Source organism: Niveispirillum sp. CC-CTL257 (genome assembly GCF_059489915.1).
In genome coordinates, this window is sequence record NZ_JCAJXE010000003.1 from 484,848 (window position 1) to 501,671 (window position 16,824).

Sequence of the window (16,824 nt, forward strand, 5' to 3'; positions counted from 1 at the left end):
GACGCCGCCCGGCAGAACCAGACGACCGATGCCCAATATCGGCGCGAAAAATCGAGGATACGCCTTGTTTCCCAAAGCCAACACCGCCCCGTCCCGCCTGCCTGCCTTTATCGGTCGGCATGCGGCAACCGCCCTGACCATTGCCCTGCTGTCCACTACCGTGGCGCCGGCGGCCTGGGCCTGCGATACACCGATCAGTGCCTGTGACAAGCCGACATCGGGTGGCTTGGCCCTGATCCGGTCGGGGCAGCCGGTGCCGGTGCTGGTCGATCCCGGTGCCGACCCGGCGGTTCGCCACGCCGTGGCCAGCCTGCGTACCGATATGGGCCGCGTGGCCGGCCAGGAACCGGCTTTGTTGTCCGCCCTGACGGATGCCAAGGGACCCGTGGTGATCGTCGGTGTCCTGGGCGCCAGCCCGACCATCGACGCCCTGATCAAGGCCGGAAAACTCAAACTCGATGGTCTGGCGGGAGAGTGGGAGGGATACCGGCAGGTGATGGTGGACCGTCCCGCGCCCGGCATTCCCAAGGCGCTGGTCATTGTCGGGGCCGACCGCCGGGGGGCCGTCTATGGTGCCTACGACCTGTCGGAACGGATCGGCGTTTCCCCCTGGGTCTGGTGGGCCGACGTGCCGGTGGTGCGCAAGCGTGACCTGTATATTGCTCCCGGATCGCGTGCCGACCGTCCACGCGTGAAATATCGCGGCTTTTTCATCAATGATGAGGACCCGGCCTTCAGCGGCTGGGCCAAGGCGAAATTCGGCGGCATCAATGCCGATCTCTACGGGCATGTCTTTGAACTGTTGCTGCGTCTGAAGGGCAATTACCTGTGGCCCGCCATGTGGGCGCCCAAGGCCTTCAACGATGATGATCCGCGCAACATGGTGCTGGCGGACGAGATGGGCATCGTCATGGGCACCTCCCATCATGAACCGCTGACGCGGGCACAGCATGAATGGCACCGCAACAAGGATAAGGGCGTCACCGGTGGCCGCTGGGATTATGCCACCAATGCCGACAATCTGCGCGCCTTCTGGCGCGGCGGCATCGAACGCATGATGTCGAAGGGTGACGGCAAGGGCTATGAATCCCTGCTGACTGTCGGCATGCGCGGCGACGGGGATGAGCCGATGTCGGAGGAAACGGCCACCCAGATGCTGGAAACCATCGTGGCCGATCAGCGCAAGATCATTGCCGACGTCACGGGCAAGCCCCCGGAACAGACGCCGCAACTCTGGGCGCTGTATAAGGAAGTGCAGGATTATTACGACCATGGCATGCGGGTGCCCGACGATGTGACCCTGCTGTTCGCCGACGATAATTGGGGCCAGATCCGCCGCCTGCCCGTGGCGGGGCGCGACCCGCTGAACCGGGCCGGCGGCTATGGCGTCTATTACCATTTTGACTATGTCGGCGCCCCCCGGAACTACAAGTGGCTGAACACCAATCAGATTTCCAAGACCTGGCAGCAGATGGACCTAGCCTATGAAAGCGGGGCGCGGAACATCTGGATCGTCAATGTCGGCGATATCAAGCCGGTGGAATATCCCCTTGATTTCTTCCTGGACATGGCCTGGAACCCGGAGGCGATGACCCTGGACGCCCTTTCCAAATGGCCCACGCGCTGGTCCGCACAGATGTTCGGGAAAGAATTGGGGGCGGAGATCGCGCAGGTGATGGAAACCTACGCCGCCTATGCCTCGCGCCGGAAGCCGGAACTGATCGACCAGGATACGTTCCCCCTGGGCGAAGGCATGGGGCCGGTCCTGGATGGCGGTCCGTTTGGTCAGATGGTGGAGGATTGGCGCGTCCTGGTGGCGAAGATGGAGGGAATCAAGGCCCGCCTGCGCCCCGACCAACTGGACGCCTATTTTCAGCTGGTCGAACACCCGGTCCTGGCCCTGTCGAACTTGTATGAAATGTATTACGCGGCGGCGTGGAACAAGCGGCTGATGATGCGCAACGACCCGCGCGCCGACTTTTTCGCGAACGAGGTGGAACGCACTTTCAAGCGCGATGCCGACCTGACGGCGCAATATCACAGTATTAATGGCGGCAAATGGGCCGGCATGATGAATCAAGTCCATATGAGCTATGTGATCTGGCAGACGCCCACCAAGCAATCCATGCCCAGCATCAGCCGCGTTTCCGCCGACACCCCGCCCGACCGTCTGGCAGCCCAAATCAAGTTCACGACGGAGCGGAAAGCCGATCCGGCGGTTATCACCCTGCCAGCGTCGAAGTTCGATCGCAGCGTGGCGGGCAAGGGCCTGTCCTGGCAGGTGGTGCCGCATCTGGGGCGCGGCGACGCCGTTGTCGCCCTGCCGCAGGGGCGGGCCTCGACCTCGCCTACGGACGGTGTACGCCTGGACTATGGCGTCACGCTGCCCGCCGATGGCCCGGCCACTGTCTCGCTGCGGCTGGCCCCGACCCTGGACACCAAGGGCGGGCAGGGCATCCGTATCGGCGTGTCCCTTGATGACGGCCCAGTGCAGACCGTCACCTCCCACCTGATCCCCACGCCGGGCGCCGTCAGCAGCCCCGAACAGGCCGCCTGGGTGGAGGCGGTGAAGAACCATGCCCACCATGTGCAGGCCCGGTTCGACGGTATCAAGGCGGGCCGCCATACCGTGAAACTCTGGCGTATCGACGACAATGCCGTGATTGAAGCGCTGACGATCAGCCAGCGCTGACCGCGAACCGGGGAAAAGATCGATGGCTTCGCGGACAATCAAGGCGCTGCGCTGGTGGATGATCGGGCTGATCATGCTGGGCGCGGTCATCAATTACCTGACACGGGCGACGCTGGGGGTGGCCGCGCCCACGGTTCTGACCGACCTGAACATCACGTCAGAGGAATATGGCTGGATCACCGCCGCCTTTCAACTGGGCGTGATGATGCAGCCGCTCTGCGGCTATGTGCTGGATGTGATCGGTCTGAAGATGGGTTTCGCCATCTTCGCCACGGCTTGGTCGCTGCTGACCATGGCGCATGGGCTGGCCCATAACTGGCCCATGCTGATGGGGCTGCGCGGGCTGCTGGGTCTGGCCGAAGGGTCGGCCAATCCCGCCGGCATGAAGGCTGTGGCCGAATGGTTCCCGGCGCGGGAGCGTGGGCATGCCGGTGGCGTCTATAATATCGGTGCCTCGGTCGGGTCCATGCTGGCCCCGCCGCTGGTGGCCTGGGCCATCCTGTTCTGGAACTGGCAGATGGCCTTTGTCATGGCCGGGGCTTTGGGGCTGGTCTGGGTGGCGGCCTGGCTGAAATTCTATCAGTCGCCGGCCACGCACCCGGCTTTGTCGGATGAAGAACGCGCCCATATCGCCGCCGGTCAGGAAAGCCATTTGACGGGCGATGGTGCCCGGCCCGATTTCCGGCAGTTGTTGAAGCAGCGTAATTTCTGGGGCATCGCCCTGCCGCGTTTCCTGGCCGACCCGACCTGGGGCACGCTGGCCTTCTGGGTGCCGCTATACCTCACCACGGTGCGCGGTTTCGACCTGACGGCCATCGCCATGTTCGCCTGGCTGCCCTTTGTCGCCGCCGACCTGGGCTGCATGTTCGGGCCGACCGTGGCCGCCTTCCTGCACCGGCGCGGCCTCAGCCTGCTGAACGCGCGGCGCGGGGCCTTCACGGTGGGGGCCGTTCTGATGGTGGGGATGGCGTTTGTGGGGCGGGTGGAAAGCGCCTATCTGGCCATCGCGCTCCTGTGCCTGGGCGGCTTCGCGCATCAGACGCTGTCCGTCACCGTCATCACCATGGCATCCGACCTGTTCCGCCGGAATGAGGTGGCGACCGTGGCCGGCATGGCGGGCACCATGGGCAATCTCGGTGTGCTGATTTTCTCGTTGCTGATCGGCGGGCTGGTGGCCACGGTCGGCTATGATCCGTTCTTCCTGGCGCTGGGCGTGCTGGACCTGCTGGGTGCCGTCCTGCTCTGGACCCTGGTACGGGAAAGGTAAGCCATGATCCGCAACCCGATCCTGCCGGGCTTCAACCCCGACCCGTCCATCGTCCGTGTTGGGGGCGATTACTATATCGCCACTTCCACCTTCGAATGGTTTCCGGGGGTGCAAATCCATCACTCCCGCGACCTTGTGCATTGGCGGTTGCTATCCCGGCCCCTGAACCGTCCTGCGCAGCTGAACATGCTGGGCGCGCCGGACAGCTGCGGTGTCTGGGCACCCTGTCTCACATATGCCGACGGCCTGTTCTATCTGATTTACACCGATGTGAAGCGTTATGGCCGCACCACCGTTGGCGGGGCGTCGGGCGCATCGCTGCGCGATTTCCACAATTATCTGGTCACCTGCGACCGGATCGACGGCGAATGGTCCGATCCCGTCTATCTGAACAGCAGCGGCTTCGACCCCTCGCTGTTCCATGATGATGACGGGCGCAAATATCTGCTGAACATGCTGTGGGACCACCGGCCCGGTCGCAACCGCTTTGCCGGCATCGTGGCCCAGGAATATTGCCCGAACACCCGCACCCTGATCGGAGAGCGGCAGTTGATCTTCAAGGGCACGGCCCTTGGCCTGACCGAAGCGCCCCATCTCTATAAACGCGACGGCTGGTACTATCTGCTGACGGCGGAGGGGGGGACCGGCTGGAACCATGCCGTCACCATGGCTCGGTCGCGCTACCTGACCGGCCCCTATGAACTGCACCCCGACACCTACATCCTCAGTTCCCGCACCCGTCCCGACGCGCCGTTGCAGCGGGCGGGCCATGCCGATCTGGTGGAGACGGCGGATGGCGATACCTATGCCGTCTATCTCTGTGGCCGGCCCTTGCCCAATCGGGGCCGGTGCATAATGGGCCGGGAAACGGCGATCCAGCGCATGGTGTGGGGTGATGATGGCTGGTTGCGGACCGTGGGCGGGCAGGGCCTGCCCAGCCTGACCACGCCGTCACCCGGTCTGCCATCGCATCCGTTCCCCGCCACACCGGCCCGCACGGACTTCGACGGACCATCATTGCCCGTTGATTTCCAATGGCTGCGCAGCCCCTATCCCGACGACCTGTTCAGCGTGACCGCCCGCCCAGGCTGGTTACGTCTTTTCGGTCGGGAAACGATTGGCAGCCTTTATCGTCAGGCTCTGGTCGCCCGCCGGCTGCAATCCTTCTGCACCAGCATCAACACCCATATGGATTTCGAACCCGGCCATTTCCAGCAGGCGGCGGGCCTCGTCTGTTACTATGGCGGAACGAAATTCCACTATCTCCATATCAGCCATGAAGATGGGGTGGGCAAACATCTGCGCGTCATGTCCGCCCTGCCGGACAGCACTCAGGCCGACGCCTTCACCGATCCCATCCCCTTGCCCCCCGGTCCCGTCACCTTGCGGGCAGAAATTGACTATGAACGGCTGCGCTTCGCCTACCGGCTGGAGGGGGGGGACTGGGTCTGGCTGCCACAGATTTTTGACGCCAGCATCCTGTCGGATGAGGCGACAAGCCCTGGTGCGCCGAACTTTACCGGCGCTTTTGTGGGCATGGCCTGTCAGGACATGGCGGGCACGGCGCATCCGGCGGATTTCAAATGGTTTGAATATCGCGAACGGGACTATCTGCCCGCCCCTTCCTGATGCGGGCCCGTGGTGACCCCTGGGTCACCACGGATACCGCGGGAAGGCTCAGCCGGCCTGGGCCAACAGACTGCGCCGCCTTCCATAGGCCAGATAGACGGCCACGCCGATCAGGTTCCAGATGGCGAAGCGCACCAGCGTGCCCGTGGGCAGGCTGATCATGAAATAAAGACAGCCGATCACCGCCAACGGTGCCACGACCCACACGGCCGGGCAGCGGAACAGGCGGGGCAGGTCTGGCCGCGTGCGGCGTAGGACCATGACGCAGACCGACACGGCGATAAAGGCCGTCAGGGTGCCGGCATTCGACAGTTCGGCGATCTGGTCCAGCCGGAAGAAACCGGCCACCAGCGCCACGAACCCGCCGACCAGGAATGTCAGCCGCAACGGCCCCCGCCGCTGCGCGTCCAACTGGCTGAGCGAACGCGGCAGCAGCCCGTCACGCGCCATCACAAAGAACACCCGCGTCTGCCCGAACATCATCACCAGGATGACCGAGGGCAGGGCGATGATAGCCGCCGCCCCGATGCCAAAGGCCGCCCCCGGATGCTCCAGCCCGCGCAGGATGAAGGCCAGCGGCTCACCACTGGCCGCGAACTCCGCAAAAGGCCAGGCACCCACGGCGCAGGCGGCGACCAGCATATAGATCAAGGTACAGACCACCATGGACCCGATAATGCCGATGGTCAGGTCCCGCTCCGGGTTCTTCACCTCCTCCGCCGAGGTGGAGACCGCGTCGAAACCAAAAAAGGCGAAGAACACGATGGCGGCGGCTGCCATCACCCCGCGTACATGCCCGTCAACGCTGTGCGAGGCGAAGCCATAGGGCATGAAGGGCGTGAAATTCTCCGGCATGATGGCGGGCGCGGTCAGGCCCACGAACACGGCCAAAGCCAGGATCTTGATGGCCACCAGCACGATGTTCAGCGTTGCACTTTCCTTGGCCCCACGCGCCAGCAGCGCCGTCACGGCCAGCGTAATCAGAACGGCGGGCAGGTTGATGATGCCGCCGCCATGCGGACCCGACACCATCCAGGCTGGCAGATGCACGCCCAGGCTTTCCAGCAAGCCCACCATATAGCCGGACCAGCCAACCGCCACAGCGGAACAGGTGACGGCATATTCCAGGATCAGGCTCCACCCCACCAGCCAGGCCAACCCCTCGCCCAGCACCGAATAGGTGTAGGTATAGGCGCTGCCCGCCGCCGGCATCAGGGTCGCCATCTCCGTATAGGTCAGGGCCGCGAAAACGCATAGGATGCCGCAGGCCGCGAAGGCCAGGATCACCGCCGGGCCTGCGCGTTCCGCGCCGATACCGGTCAAGGTATAGATGCCGGTGCCGATAATGGCGCCGATGCCCAGCGCCACCAGATGCGGCCAGCTCAGCGTTCGTTTCAGTTGCCGTGACTCGTCAACATGCCTCAGCGCGTCCAGCGCCTTGCGCCGCCCCCAGAAACTCATTCCCCTGTTCTCCTGTTGCGGTATGGCCGGCTTGGGCCAGCCTTTGTATGGATTTGCAGGTTTCCTTTACCATGAGGGACCGGGCAGTTCGTAGCGTTTCCATGAAGGATGATGGGCGGTTGCTTCGCGTGATGCCGGTGGTCTGTTGACGGCGGCGGGCTCCTTCCCGTACCAACAGGGACCTGTTTGCGGGTGGTCGAAACCCGGCGCTAATTCGGACTCCGATTATGAAGCCTGAAGACCTGGCCCTGGTACACAGTCTTCCCATGTTCCGGCAGGTCGATGCGGGGCAGCTGGCGTCCCTGGCCGCACGCGGTTCCCTGCAGCGCTACCCTCGCGGCACCCTGCTGTTTCAGGAGGGGGACCGTGCCGATTTTCTGATGGTACTGCTGGAAGGCGGGGTGGAACTGTTTGCCCGCGATCAGGCCGGCGGTGAGGCCGTGGTGGAAACGCTTTTCCCTGTGGACAGCTTCATCCTGGCCGCCGCCCTGACCGGCGCCCCCTATTTGATGTCGGCGCGTACCTTGTTGCCGTCGCGGGTGCTGCTGCTGGATGCGGAGATTTTCCGCCACGCCGTTGCCGCCGATCCGGTCCTGTCGGCCCCCGTATTGGCGGAACTGGCACAGCATTTCCGCCGGCTGGTCCGGCAGATCAAGGATCTGAAGCTGCGCACCGGGGTGCAGCGCCTGGGCTGCTACGTTCTGGGTCTGGCGGGGGAAGGGCAGGAGGTCGTGCTGCCCGTCGACAAACGCATCCTGGCCTCGCGCCTTGGCATGACGGCGGAAAACCTGTCGCGCGCCTTCTCTACCCTGCGCGACCATGGTCTGTCGGTCCAGGGCAACCGGCTGCTGATCCAGGATCGGGAAAAGCTCATGGCCTTTTCGAAACCCGACCCGCTGATCGACGCCACGGACGGACACTTGTCCCTGACGGAATAGGATCACCCCGCCGATATCTCCCGCGCCACATCGGCCACTAGGCCCCGCAGCCAGCGATGGGCCGGGTCGTGGCGATAACGGACGTGCCATGCCATCTCCACTGGAAAAGTCCCCAGATCGACTGGGGCCGGCACCACCTTCAACCGCGTGTCGCGTACCAGCTGCCGGCAGATCAGGCGGGGCAGGGTGGAGCAGTAATCGGTGACGGCCACCAGTTCCGGTACCGCCAGGAAATGGGTGACTGAAACCGCCACCTCCCGCTTCAACGCCTGCTTCTGCAACGCCTGGAACAGACCGGCGCGCAACCGGCCGGGTGGCAGCATGTTCACATGTTTCAACGCCTCATATTGTTCGCGCGACAGGCTGTCCCCGACAATCGGGTGGTCGGCACGGACAACACAGGCCAGACCGTCATCCATGATGTGCTGGACCACCAGATTGTCGGGCGGGTCGGTGATGCGGCCGATCACCATGGCGGTATTGCCCGACACCACGCCTGTTTCCGCCAGATCGGTGCCGAACGGGGTCAGGCGCAGCTTGATCCCCGGCGCCTGTTCGCGCAGCCGCGTCACCACCGCCGGCATCAGCACATATTCCACGTAACTGTTGGGTGCGATGGTGAACAGTCGGTCCGCCTGTGTCGGGTCGAATTCCTGCTGCCCCAGGACGATATCGTCCAGCGTGGCTAGGGCGGCGGCAATCACCGGGGCCAGTTCCTGCGCCTTCTCCGTCGGCTGCATGCCATAGCGTTCGCGGATGAATAGCGGATCGCGCAGCATCACGCGCAACCGGTTCAAGGCGTTGGACAGCGCCGGCTGCGTCATGCCCAGCCGTTCGGCGGCACGGGTCACGTTACGCTCTTCCATCAGCGCGATGAAGGTGGGCAGAAGGTTCAGATCGTAACGCATGAGTTATAATGTCATGTGAATATCTGAAATAGGAAGGATAAATTTCCGGAATATATCTGGGCAAGGCATGATCTGGACATCCCAAGCCACGGAGCTGACCCAATGTCCAAGATCCTCTTCATCCTGACCAGCCATGGCCGCATGCTGAATGGCGAGCCGACGGGCATCTGGCTGGAAGAACACGCTGTTCCCTATCTTGCCTTCACCCGCGCCGGCCATCAGGTCACCGTAACCTCCATGGCCGGTGGAAAGGTTCCCGTCGATCCGAAAAGCGCGCCGACCGTGGAACAGGCCAATGGCTGGGAACCGGCGATTGCCACGCTGTCCGACACGCCTTCCTTTGATGCGCTGGATAGCGATGGTTTCGACGCCGTCTATATGCCGGGCGGCCATGGCACCGTCTTCGACATGCCCTATAACAAGAAGCTGCACGACCTGCTGTTCCGCTTCGACGCCACGGGCCGGGTCATCGCCGCCCTGTGCCATGCCCCCGCCGTCTTTGCCGGTATGCGCCGCCCCGACGGTACGCCCTTCATCGCGGGCCGCACCGTCGCCGCCTTCACGGATGCGGAGGAACGGGCTGTTGATGGGGTGGAAAAGGTACCGTTCCTGCTGGAAACCCGCCTGAAGGAACTGGGCGCCATCCATCACGGGGCCGCCGACTGGACCTCCAACGTCATTCTGGATGGTAATCTGGTCACCGGCCAGAACCCGCAATCCTCCGCCGCTGCCGCCACCTTGCTTCTGGGCCTGCTGTAAGCGCCCTGACCTCGGACCTGAAAGGCATTGATCATGAGCCTCAAGAATATCCTGACCAGCCGCCTTGGCTTCGGTGCCGCCCCTCTGGGCAACATGTTCCGCGCTATCCCGGAGGAGGAGGCATTGGCCACCGTGGAGGCCGCCTGGAATGACGGCATCCGCTTCTTCGATAACGCCCCCTTCTATGGCGCCGGCCTGGCGGAAATCCGCATGGGCCAGGCCCTGGCCGGCAAGCCGCGTGACGAATATGTCATCGCCACCAAGGTTGGCCGCCTGATCCTGGACGAGGTAGAGGATGTCTCCGCCCGTGACCTGGGCGAAAAGGGCGACGTGTTCAAGCACGGCCTGCCCAACCGCATCATCAATGACTATTCCGCCGACGCCACCCTGCGTTCCATCGAGGACAGTCTGGAGCGGCTGCAGACTGACCGCATCGATATTGTCTGGGTGCATGACGTGGCCCAGGATTTCTATGGCGATGAATGGCTGGGTGTCTTCGAAACGGCCCGCAAGGGCGCGTTCAAGGCGCTGGACCGGCTGCGGGACGAGGGCGTGATCAAGGCCTGGGGCCTGGGCGTCAACCGGGTGGAGCCGATTGAGCTGCTGCTGGGTCTGGAGGGCAACCGTCCTGATGGCTTCCTGCTGGCCGGTCGCTACACGCTGCTGGACCATGACAAGGCGTTGCAGCGGGTGATGCCGGCGGTGGCTGAACGCGGCCTGGGCATCGTTGTCGGTGGTCCCTACAGCTCAGGCGCGCTGGTCGGCGGCCCGAATTTCGAATATGCCCCGGCCACCCCCGCCATCCTGGACAAGGTGGCGCGCATCAAGGCCTTGGCCGACCGCCATGGCATCAGCATGAAAGCAGCAGGGCTTCAGTTCGCGCTGGCTAATCCGGCCGTCGCCGCCGTCATTCCGGGTGCCAGCCGCCCCGACCGCATCGCTGAAGACAGCGCCGCCCTGGCGGAGGTTATTCCCGCCAATTTCTGGCGCGATCTGCGCGCCGCCGGTCTGGTGAACCCGGCTGCCCCGCTGCCCGCTGCTGTTTAGGCGCGGGTCACACCTTCTCCGACTTTTTCAGGCTGACGGTGGGTTCATTCACCATCAATGCCCGGGCCAGCGCCGGTTCCGGGCTGGAACAGACGGAAAGGGTGCGGCACGGCCCGTCGGATGCTGCCAGATAGGCATGGCCCATGGTACTGTCCAGATAGATGCTTTCCCCGGCCTTCACGATGGTAGGTGCATAGAATTCGGTATGCACCTCAATCGCGCCCTCCATCACATAGATGAATTCCTCCCCCGGATGGCGGACCAGGGAACCGAATTCCTCCATGGTGCGGGCGCAATGTTCCACCAGGATGGGGATCATCTTCTTGTGCGTGATGTCGGTGTTCAGATAGCGGTGGCGGTAATTCTTGGTGGGAACCTCCGCATCCTCCCCGCCGCCCCGGTCCACGCTGCGCCGTGTCATCATGGCGACAGGGGCAGACGAATGGGCGACCGGTTCGCTTGCCGGGGCCGGATCGCCCGTGAACAGCGTGCCGATATCGACGCCCAGCCCCTCGCACAGGCTGACGATCTTGTCGAAGGTCAGCGACATACGGTCATTCTCGACCTTTGACAGGGTGGACACGGCCAAGCCCGTCCGTTCCGCTACATCGGCCAGGGTCCAGTCGTTCTGAAGACGCAGCCGGCGCAGGGCCTTGCCGATCGGTGCTCTCCGCGTCATCTATTCACAACCCCCGGTTCACCCCGCATTTTCCGTTCCTGCGGGTTTGGTTAGCGCTTCGGAAAATAAAAAATGCCACAGGGGCGGGGGAGAATGAAACCCCTTTCCCTGTGGCAAGTCACAGCAGTCAAAAACGGAAGCGACAACAGCCTGTAAATCAGTAGGTGAAATCGAGGCTGAGACCGATGGTGCGCGGCTGCAGGACCGTCCGGTCGATCTGCACCGGGCTGCCAAGCGCACTAGTAATCAGGTCGGCGGTGGTCGTCGCATGGGAATTGGCGGCGTTGCGGATATAGAACCGGACGGCCACATTGTCATTCCGGACGCCCGCATTGATATCCAACACGCCATAAGCCTTGGTCCGCACGAATTCGGGCGAGCTTTCGGGATCGCTGTGAACCGCCCCCGTCCAGCGATAGCCGGCACCGGCATTGGCATTCCAGTCGCCGGACAGGCTCCATTCATAATCGGCGGTCAGGGCGAAGGAATATTTGGGGATCAGCGGCAGACGGTCCCCATCCTGCGCGCCGACCTCCGGGATGTCGCCCTTGAAGCTAGCGTCGGTGTAGGCACCGTTGGCGCCCAGACGCCAGCCTTCGACCGGCACGAACACGGTCTCGAACTCCAGCCCCTTGCTCTGCGCCTTGCCACCATTTTGCAGAAAGGAAACCCCGCCATTGGAACCGGCGATCTGGATATCCTTCCAGTCGATATAGAAAACCGACGCATTGGCTTGCAGCCGCCCGTCCAGCAGCGTGGATTTCACGCCCGCCTCATAGCTGACCAATGTATCGGCATCCACACTGGGCGGGACATTGGGCAGGGCCACGTTGGGTCCGCCGGGGCGGTAGGAACTGGCGACCCGGCCATAAAGTGTTACATCCTCATCCAGGCGCAGGCGCGGGCTGGCCATGAAGGTCAGTACATTCTCCGAGGACTTGCCCGGCACCCGCTGCGCCCCGCCCAACAGAGCACCGTCGGAAATCTGGGCGAAGTCCTGGTTGTTGTGGGCCCAGCGCAGGCCGGCGGTGATGTCGAACCGGTCGGTCAGGGCGACGGTGCCATTGCCGAACACCGCCACTTCCTCATAGGTCGTGGGCAGGCTGGCGATGGCCAGCGGGTCCAGGCCGGGGATGGAGCTGCCGCTCATGGTCTGTGCGCTGGCCGCCTGAAGGTTGGTGCTGTCCTCCCAGGTATAGAACCCGCCCAGCATCCATTCGAACCCGCCGCCGCTGGGCGATGCCAGCCGCACCTCCTGCGTGAATTTCTCATGATCCAGCAGCAGATCGAACCGCGACAGGCCCGCCGGGACAGCCCCGCCGGTCAGCGCCGGAAAGGCGACGCCATAGACAGCGCTGGCGTCCTGCACCGTATCGACCTTGGCCGTGGAATAGGAGGAGGCCGACGTCAGGCTGGCGAAATCAAGGTCCCAGTCGATGGTGGCGGTATAGAGGTCCAGGTCCTTGCTGAAGGGCTGGTCCATGTAATATTGGCTGTCCAGCTTGCCGGCGATGGGCTGGTCGGTGATCGTGTCATAGGCGACGACGGCATTATTGCGGCTGTCGACCTTCTGGAACAGGGCCTGCAGGCGAACCGTCACCGGTTCCGCCGGACGCCACAGCAGGGCGACGCGGGCACCCTTCTGCGTGTTGTCGTTGATGTCAGTGGCGCCGCTGCGCGAATTGTCGATATAGCCCTGGTTCTTCTGCTTATAGACACTGGCCTGCACCGCCAGCCGATCCTCGATCAGCGGCAGGTTCACCTGTCCGCGTATCCCCCAATTGGCCCCCCCGGCACCGCTGGTGCCCGACATGTCGCCACCCACCCGCATTTCGGTATCGTTCAGGTCGGGCTTGCGCGTCACATATTTCAACAGGCCGCCCATGGTGCTGGCACCATAGAGCGTGCCCTGCGGCCCGCGCAGCACTTCCACCTGCTGGATGTCATAGGGGAACAGGTCCAGCGCATAGATGGCGGCACGGGCGTAATTGGCGCTGGAACCCAGCGGCGTATCGTCGATATAGGTGCCGACCGTGGCACCCGGTCCCACCGGTGCCACACCGCGCAGGGCCAGCGACACCTGTCCGGGCGTACCGCCGCTGCTGATGGCCAGGCCCGGCATATAGGCGGCATAATCGGCAACGCCGGTCGGACTTGACCGGGCAATGCGTTCTCCGCTCAACACGGAAACCGAGGCCGGCACGGTCTGGAGATTTTCCAGACGCTTCTGCGCCGTCACGATGATCTCTTCCAGCAGCAGCGGTTCCGTGCTGGCCGCTTGTCCCGCCGCCGGCAACAGCGGCAGCGCCGAAAGGGCGATGCCGGCCAAAAGTCCCTTGCGCGCCTGCCGACGCGGCGTCTCACACCTGAAAACCATGGAAATTGCCTTTCCTGTCCGAGGCTGGGGCCGTTGGCCGACCCCTTGCGTTGGGACGCACGAACCGGTTCCGGCCCTGCCCAGGGGGCGGCCGGTCGCGGAGGCACGTTTCATTGATTACCAGAAAATTAAAACAGGGTTCCCGACGGGGGTCAACAAGGATTATTCCTATGCGAAAAATTTATGATGATGCCAAGCAAATGCATTCGTCAGTCATCTGTGCGTCATCGTTACAAGTCTGGATGTGCCATGGTTTCTGCCCCAGGGGTGGATGAGCATTGCTTAGTGACATTTACTATACGAAAAATATTTGACATATCCGCCAAGAATGCCGACCATGGCGGGCAAGGGAGGTTCCAGATGCAGGAATTCGACATCGCGATCATCGGTGCCGGTATTGGTGGCGCTTCGCTGGCTTCCATGCTGGCGGATGCGGTTCCGGGCCGGCGCGTTCTGCTGGCGGAACGGGAAAGTTTCCCCGGCTATCACACCACGGGCCGGTCGGCGGCGCTCTATTCTGTCCTTTATGGAAATGGTACCGTCTGTGTCCTGACGGCGGCCAGCCGTGCCTTCTTCGACGATCCGCCGCCGGGCTTCGCCGAACATCCGCTGCTGACCCCGCGCGGCGTGCTGTATATCAGCGATCAGCCGGACAGCGACGCCGTGCGGGAGGTGCGGGAATCCGCCGCCCGCACCGGCACCCGCGCCCTGCCGCTGACCCCGGGCCAAGCGCGCGACATGGTGCCCATCCTGCAGCCCGGCCCCCTGTGCGAGGCGCTGCTGGAACCCGATGCCATGGACATGGATGTCCATGCCATCCATCAGGGTTTCCTGCGTCGGGCCAGGGCCGGCGGGGTGGAATTGCGCAGTGACGCCGCCCTGCAGGCGGCATCCTGGGATGGTTCCGCCTGGACTTTGACCTTCCCGGATGGGCCCGTGCGTGCCCGAAAGCTGGTGAATGCCGCTGGTGCCTGGGCGGATGAGGTGGCGCGCATGGCGGGCGTGCCCACCATCAGCCTGATGCCGTTGCGGCGCACGGCCATGATGCTGGACCCGCCACCCGGCTTTGACATCCATCGCTGGCCTGCCGTGATCGATGCGGGCGGTTCCTTCTATTTCAAGCCGGATGCCGGGATGATCCTGGCCTCTCCCGCCGATGAAACCCCGTCGCCGCCCTGTGACGCGCAGGCTGATGAATGGGACATCGCCGTTTGCATCGACCGTGTGCAGAACGCCGCCGACCTGCCGGTGCGCCGCGTGTCGCGCAGCTGGGCCGGCCTGCGCAGCTTTGTCGCGGACCGCAGCCCTGTGGTGGGATCACCCGCCGGTCATCCCGCCTTCTTCTGGTTTGCCGCGCAGGGCGGCTACGGTATCCAGATGGCACCGGCGTTGGCGCGGGTGGGTGCCAGCCTGCTGGATCATGGCGTGCTGCCGCCCGATATTGCCGATGCCGGCGTCACCATCGCCGACCTGTCGCCCGACCGCTGCCAGGGGAATTGATCCATGCGCCTGTTCATGGCCGTTGTGGCCACCGAAACCAACAGCTTCGCGCCTATGCCAACCGGTCTGGGCAGTTTCCAGGAATATGGCATCTATCATGGCGACGCCTCGCGCCAGCCGGATACGGAGGGCGGGGCCTTCCTGCGCCACTGGTACCGCCGGGCCGAAGCGGCGGGAATTGAGGTGGTGGAGGGTCTCTGCGCCTATGCCCAACCGGCGGGCCGCACCCTGGCCCCCGTCTGGGACGGGTTCAAAGCGGAGATATTGGACGGCATAGCCACGGCCGGGCCCGTCGATATGGTCCTGCTGCTGCTGCACGGCGCCATGATGGCCGTGGGTCAGGATGATTGCGAAGGTGACCTGCTGGCCGCGATCCGGGCACAGGTGGGGCCGGATGTGGTGATCGGGGCGGAACTGGACCCACATTGCCACCTGTCGCCCGCCATGCTGGACAGTGCCGATATCCTGATCGCCATGAAGGAATATCCGCATACTGACGGGGTGGAACGCGCGGATGAGCTGTTCGACCTGTGTCTGCGGACGGCGCGCCGTGAAATCCGCCCCGTGATGCGCGATTTCGACTGCCGCATGATCACCCTCTACCCCACCACTGTGGAGCCGATGAAAAGCTTCGTCGCCGATATGAAGGCGGCGGAGGGGCAGGACGGTATCCTGTCCGCCTCCCTGGCCCATGGTTTCCCCTGGGGCGACACGCCCTGGACTGGCACGCGCATGTGGGTCGTGGCCGATGGTGACGCGGCAAAGGCCGCCGCCACGGCCCGTTCCTTCGGCGAACGGCTTTACCGGCAGCGGGAAAGCCTGCGCCCCAATGTCACCGGTATCGACGCCGCCCTGGACAAGGTTCTGGCCGCGCCCAGGGTGCCGGGCCGCCCGGCGGTGCTGGCCGATGTCGCCGATAATCCTGGTGGCGGGGCCTCGGGCGACAGCACCTTCATCCTGCGCCGCCTGCTGGACCGGGGCGTCGGCAATGCCGCCATCGGCTGTTTCTGGGATCTGGGTGCCATCAATATCTGCGTGAATGCTGGCATCGGCTCGCATTTCGATCTGCGGCTGGGCGGCAAATGCGGCCCGGCCTCGGGCGATCCCGTCGATCTGCCGGTCACCGTGCGCAACATCGTGCACAATCATGTCCAGACGGGCCTCGACAAGGAACCGACCTCGCTCGGCCTGTCGGTCTGGCTGGAGGGGCCGGGCGGCCTGCATATCGTGCTGGCCAGCCAGCGCGGCCAGGTGTTTCAGCCCGATGCCTTCACGGGTCTGGGCATCGACCTTTCGGGCCTGGACCTGATTGTGGTGAAATCGACCCAGCATTTCTATGCCGGCTTCGGCCCCATGGCATCGATGGTTCTGTATGTCTCCACACCCGGTGCCATCGCCCCGGAATTCACCAGCATTCCCTATCGCACGCGCACGCTGGATTTCTGGCCGCGCGTGGCCGATCCGTTGGGCCTGGACACCTGACGGTAGTTCGCTCCAGTTGAGGGACTTGACCCCGGACGGTTCGCCGTCCGGGGTTTTTCTTTATGGGGCGCGTATTGGTTGGAGG

General features: G+C 64.0%; 12 protein-coding genes. 8 read left to right on the forward strand and 4 right to left on the reverse strand.

Annotated features, from left to right (window positions below):
* The first annotated feature begins 64 nt into the window (after positions 1-64).
* The 3 genes from ABC729_RS18890 to ABC729_RS18900 are packed head-to-tail and all read left to right on the forward strand — an operon-like array spanning position 65 to position 5,588.
* Entirely contained in the window at positions 65-2,692 is a 2,628-nt protein-coding gene (locus ABC729_RS18890) for a glycosyl hydrolase 115 family protein (protein ID WP_495609154.1), read from the forward strand.
* A 22-nt stretch (positions 2,693-2,714) separates the two neighbouring features.
* On the forward strand, positions 2,715-3,959 hold the full coding sequence (locus ABC729_RS18895; RefSeq protein WP_495609155.1) for an MFS transporter: 1,245 nt from the start codon (positions 2,715-2,717) through the stop codon (positions 3,957-3,959).
* A 3-nt stretch (positions 3,960-3,962) separates the two neighbouring features.
* Positions 3,963-5,588, forward strand: a complete 1,626-nt coding sequence (locus ABC729_RS18900; protein ID WP_495609156.1) for a glycoside hydrolase family 43 protein — start codon at positions 3,963-3,965, stop codon at positions 5,586-5,588.
* 48 nt (positions 5,589-5,636) lie between these two features.
* Here ABC729_RS18900 and ABC729_RS18905 read toward each other — a convergent pair whose 3' ends face one another.
* On the reverse strand, positions 5,637-7,049 hold the full coding sequence (locus ABC729_RS18905; RefSeq protein WP_495609157.1) for an amino acid permease: 1,413 nt from the start codon (positions 7,047-7,049) through the stop codon (positions 5,637-5,639).
* Between the two features lie 227 nt (positions 7,050-7,276).
* Between ABC729_RS18905 and ABC729_RS18910 the strand changes: the two genes are divergently transcribed.
* Positions 7,277-7,987: a cyclic nucleotide-binding domain-containing protein gene (locus tag ABC729_RS18910; protein WP_495609158.1), complete on the forward strand. Its 711-nt coding sequence runs from the start codon at positions 7,277-7,279 to the stop codon at positions 7,985-7,987.
* A gap of 2 nt (positions 7,988-7,989) precedes the next feature.
* On the opposite strand, the gene ABC729_RS18915 is transcribed toward ABC729_RS18910, so the two are convergent.
* Positions 7,990-8,895, reverse strand: a complete 906-nt coding sequence (locus tag ABC729_RS18915) for a LysR family transcriptional regulator (protein ID WP_495609159.1) — start codon at positions 8,893-8,895, stop codon at positions 7,990-7,992.
* Positions 8,896-8,997: 102 nt separating this feature from the next.
* Here ABC729_RS18915 and ABC729_RS18920 point away from each other — a divergent pair, with 102 nt between their 5' ends.
* Positions 8,998-9,654 carry a type 1 glutamine amidotransferase domain-containing protein gene (locus ABC729_RS18920; protein ID WP_495609160.1) on the forward strand — a complete coding sequence of 219 codons (657 nt, stop codon included), beginning with the start codon at positions 8,998-9,000 and terminating at the stop codon, positions 9,652-9,654.
* Between the two features lie 33 nt (positions 9,655-9,687).
* Positions 9,688-10,701, forward strand: a complete 1,014-nt coding sequence (locus ABC729_RS18925) for an aldo/keto reductase (protein WP_495609161.1) — start codon at positions 9,688-9,690, stop codon at positions 10,699-10,701.
* 7 nt (positions 10,702-10,708) lie between these two features.
* Here ABC729_RS18925 and ABC729_RS18930 read toward each other — a convergent pair whose 3' ends face one another.
* Both ABC729_RS18930 and ABC729_RS18935 read right to left on the reverse strand, forming a co-directional pair.
* On the reverse strand, positions 10,709-11,380 hold the full coding sequence (locus ABC729_RS18930) for a helix-turn-helix domain-containing protein (protein ID WP_495609162.1): 672 nt from the start codon (positions 11,378-11,380) through the stop codon (positions 10,709-10,711).
* A gap of 157 nt (positions 11,381-11,537) precedes the next feature.
* Positions 11,538-13,757 (reverse strand): TonB-dependent receptor, encoded by a 2,220-nt coding sequence (locus ABC729_RS18935; RefSeq protein ID WP_495609163.1) that lies wholly within the window; start codon positions 13,755-13,757, stop codon positions 11,538-11,540.
* A 360-nt stretch (positions 13,758-14,117) separates the two neighbouring features.
* On the opposite strand from ABC729_RS18935, the gene ABC729_RS18940 reads away from it, so the two are divergent.
* Positions 14,118-15,257 carry an NAD(P)/FAD-dependent oxidoreductase gene (locus ABC729_RS18940; RefSeq protein ID WP_495609164.1) on the forward strand — a complete coding sequence of 380 codons (1,140 nt, stop codon included), beginning with the start codon at positions 14,118-14,120 and terminating at the stop codon, positions 15,255-15,257.
* Positions 15,258-15,260: 3 nt separating this feature from the next.
* The gene (locus tag ABC729_RS18945) at positions 15,261-16,739 is read left to right on the forward strand and encodes a M81 family metallopeptidase (RefSeq protein ID WP_495609165.1); all 1,479 of its coding nucleotides are present in this window, start codon (positions 15,261-15,263) and stop codon (positions 16,737-16,739) included.
* The last annotated feature ends 85 nt before the right edge of the window (positions 16,740-16,824 follow it).

Bases quoted from the DNA above. Each gene is read 5' to 3' on its own strand.
- ABC729_RS18895 (WP_495609155.1), top strand. From the start codon at position 2,715: ATGGCTTCGCGGACAATCAAGGCGCTGCGCTGGTGGATGATCGGGCTG.
- ABC729_RS18900 (WP_495609156.1), top strand. From the start codon at position 3,963: ATGATCCGCAACCCGATCCTGCCGGGCTTCAACCCCGACCCGTCCATC.
- ABC729_RS18905 (WP_495609157.1), bottom strand. From the start codon at position 7,049: ATGAGTTTCTGGGGGCGGCGCAAGGCGCTGGACGCGCTGAGGCATGTT.
- ABC729_RS18910 (WP_495609158.1), top strand. From the start codon at position 7,277: ATGAAGCCTGAAGACCTGGCCCTGGTACACAGTCTTCCCATGTTCCGG.
- ABC729_RS18915 (WP_495609159.1), bottom strand. From the start codon at position 8,895: ATGCGTTACGATCTGAACCTTCTGCCCACCTTCATCGCGCTGATGGAA.
- ABC729_RS18920 (WP_495609160.1), top strand. From the start codon at position 8,998: ATGTCCAAGATCCTCTTCATCCTGACCAGCCATGGCCGCATGCTGAAT.
- ABC729_RS18925 (WP_495609161.1), top strand. From the start codon at position 9,688: ATGAGCCTCAAGAATATCCTGACCAGCCGCCTTGGCTTCGGTGCCGCC.
- ABC729_RS18930 (WP_495609162.1), bottom strand. From the start codon at position 11,380: ATGACGCGGAGAGCACCGATCGGCAAGGCCCTGCGCCGGCTGCGTCTT.
- ABC729_RS18935 (WP_495609163.1), bottom strand. From the start codon at position 13,757: ATGGTTTTCAGGTGTGAGACGCCGCGTCGGCAGGCGCGCAAGGGACTT.
- ABC729_RS18940 (WP_495609164.1), top strand. From the start codon at position 14,118: ATGCAGGAATTCGACATCGCGATCATCGGTGCCGGTATTGGTGGCGCT.
- ABC729_RS18945 (WP_495609165.1), top strand. From the start codon at position 15,261: ATGCGCCTGTTCATGGCCGTTGTGGCCACCGAAACCAACAGCTTCGCG.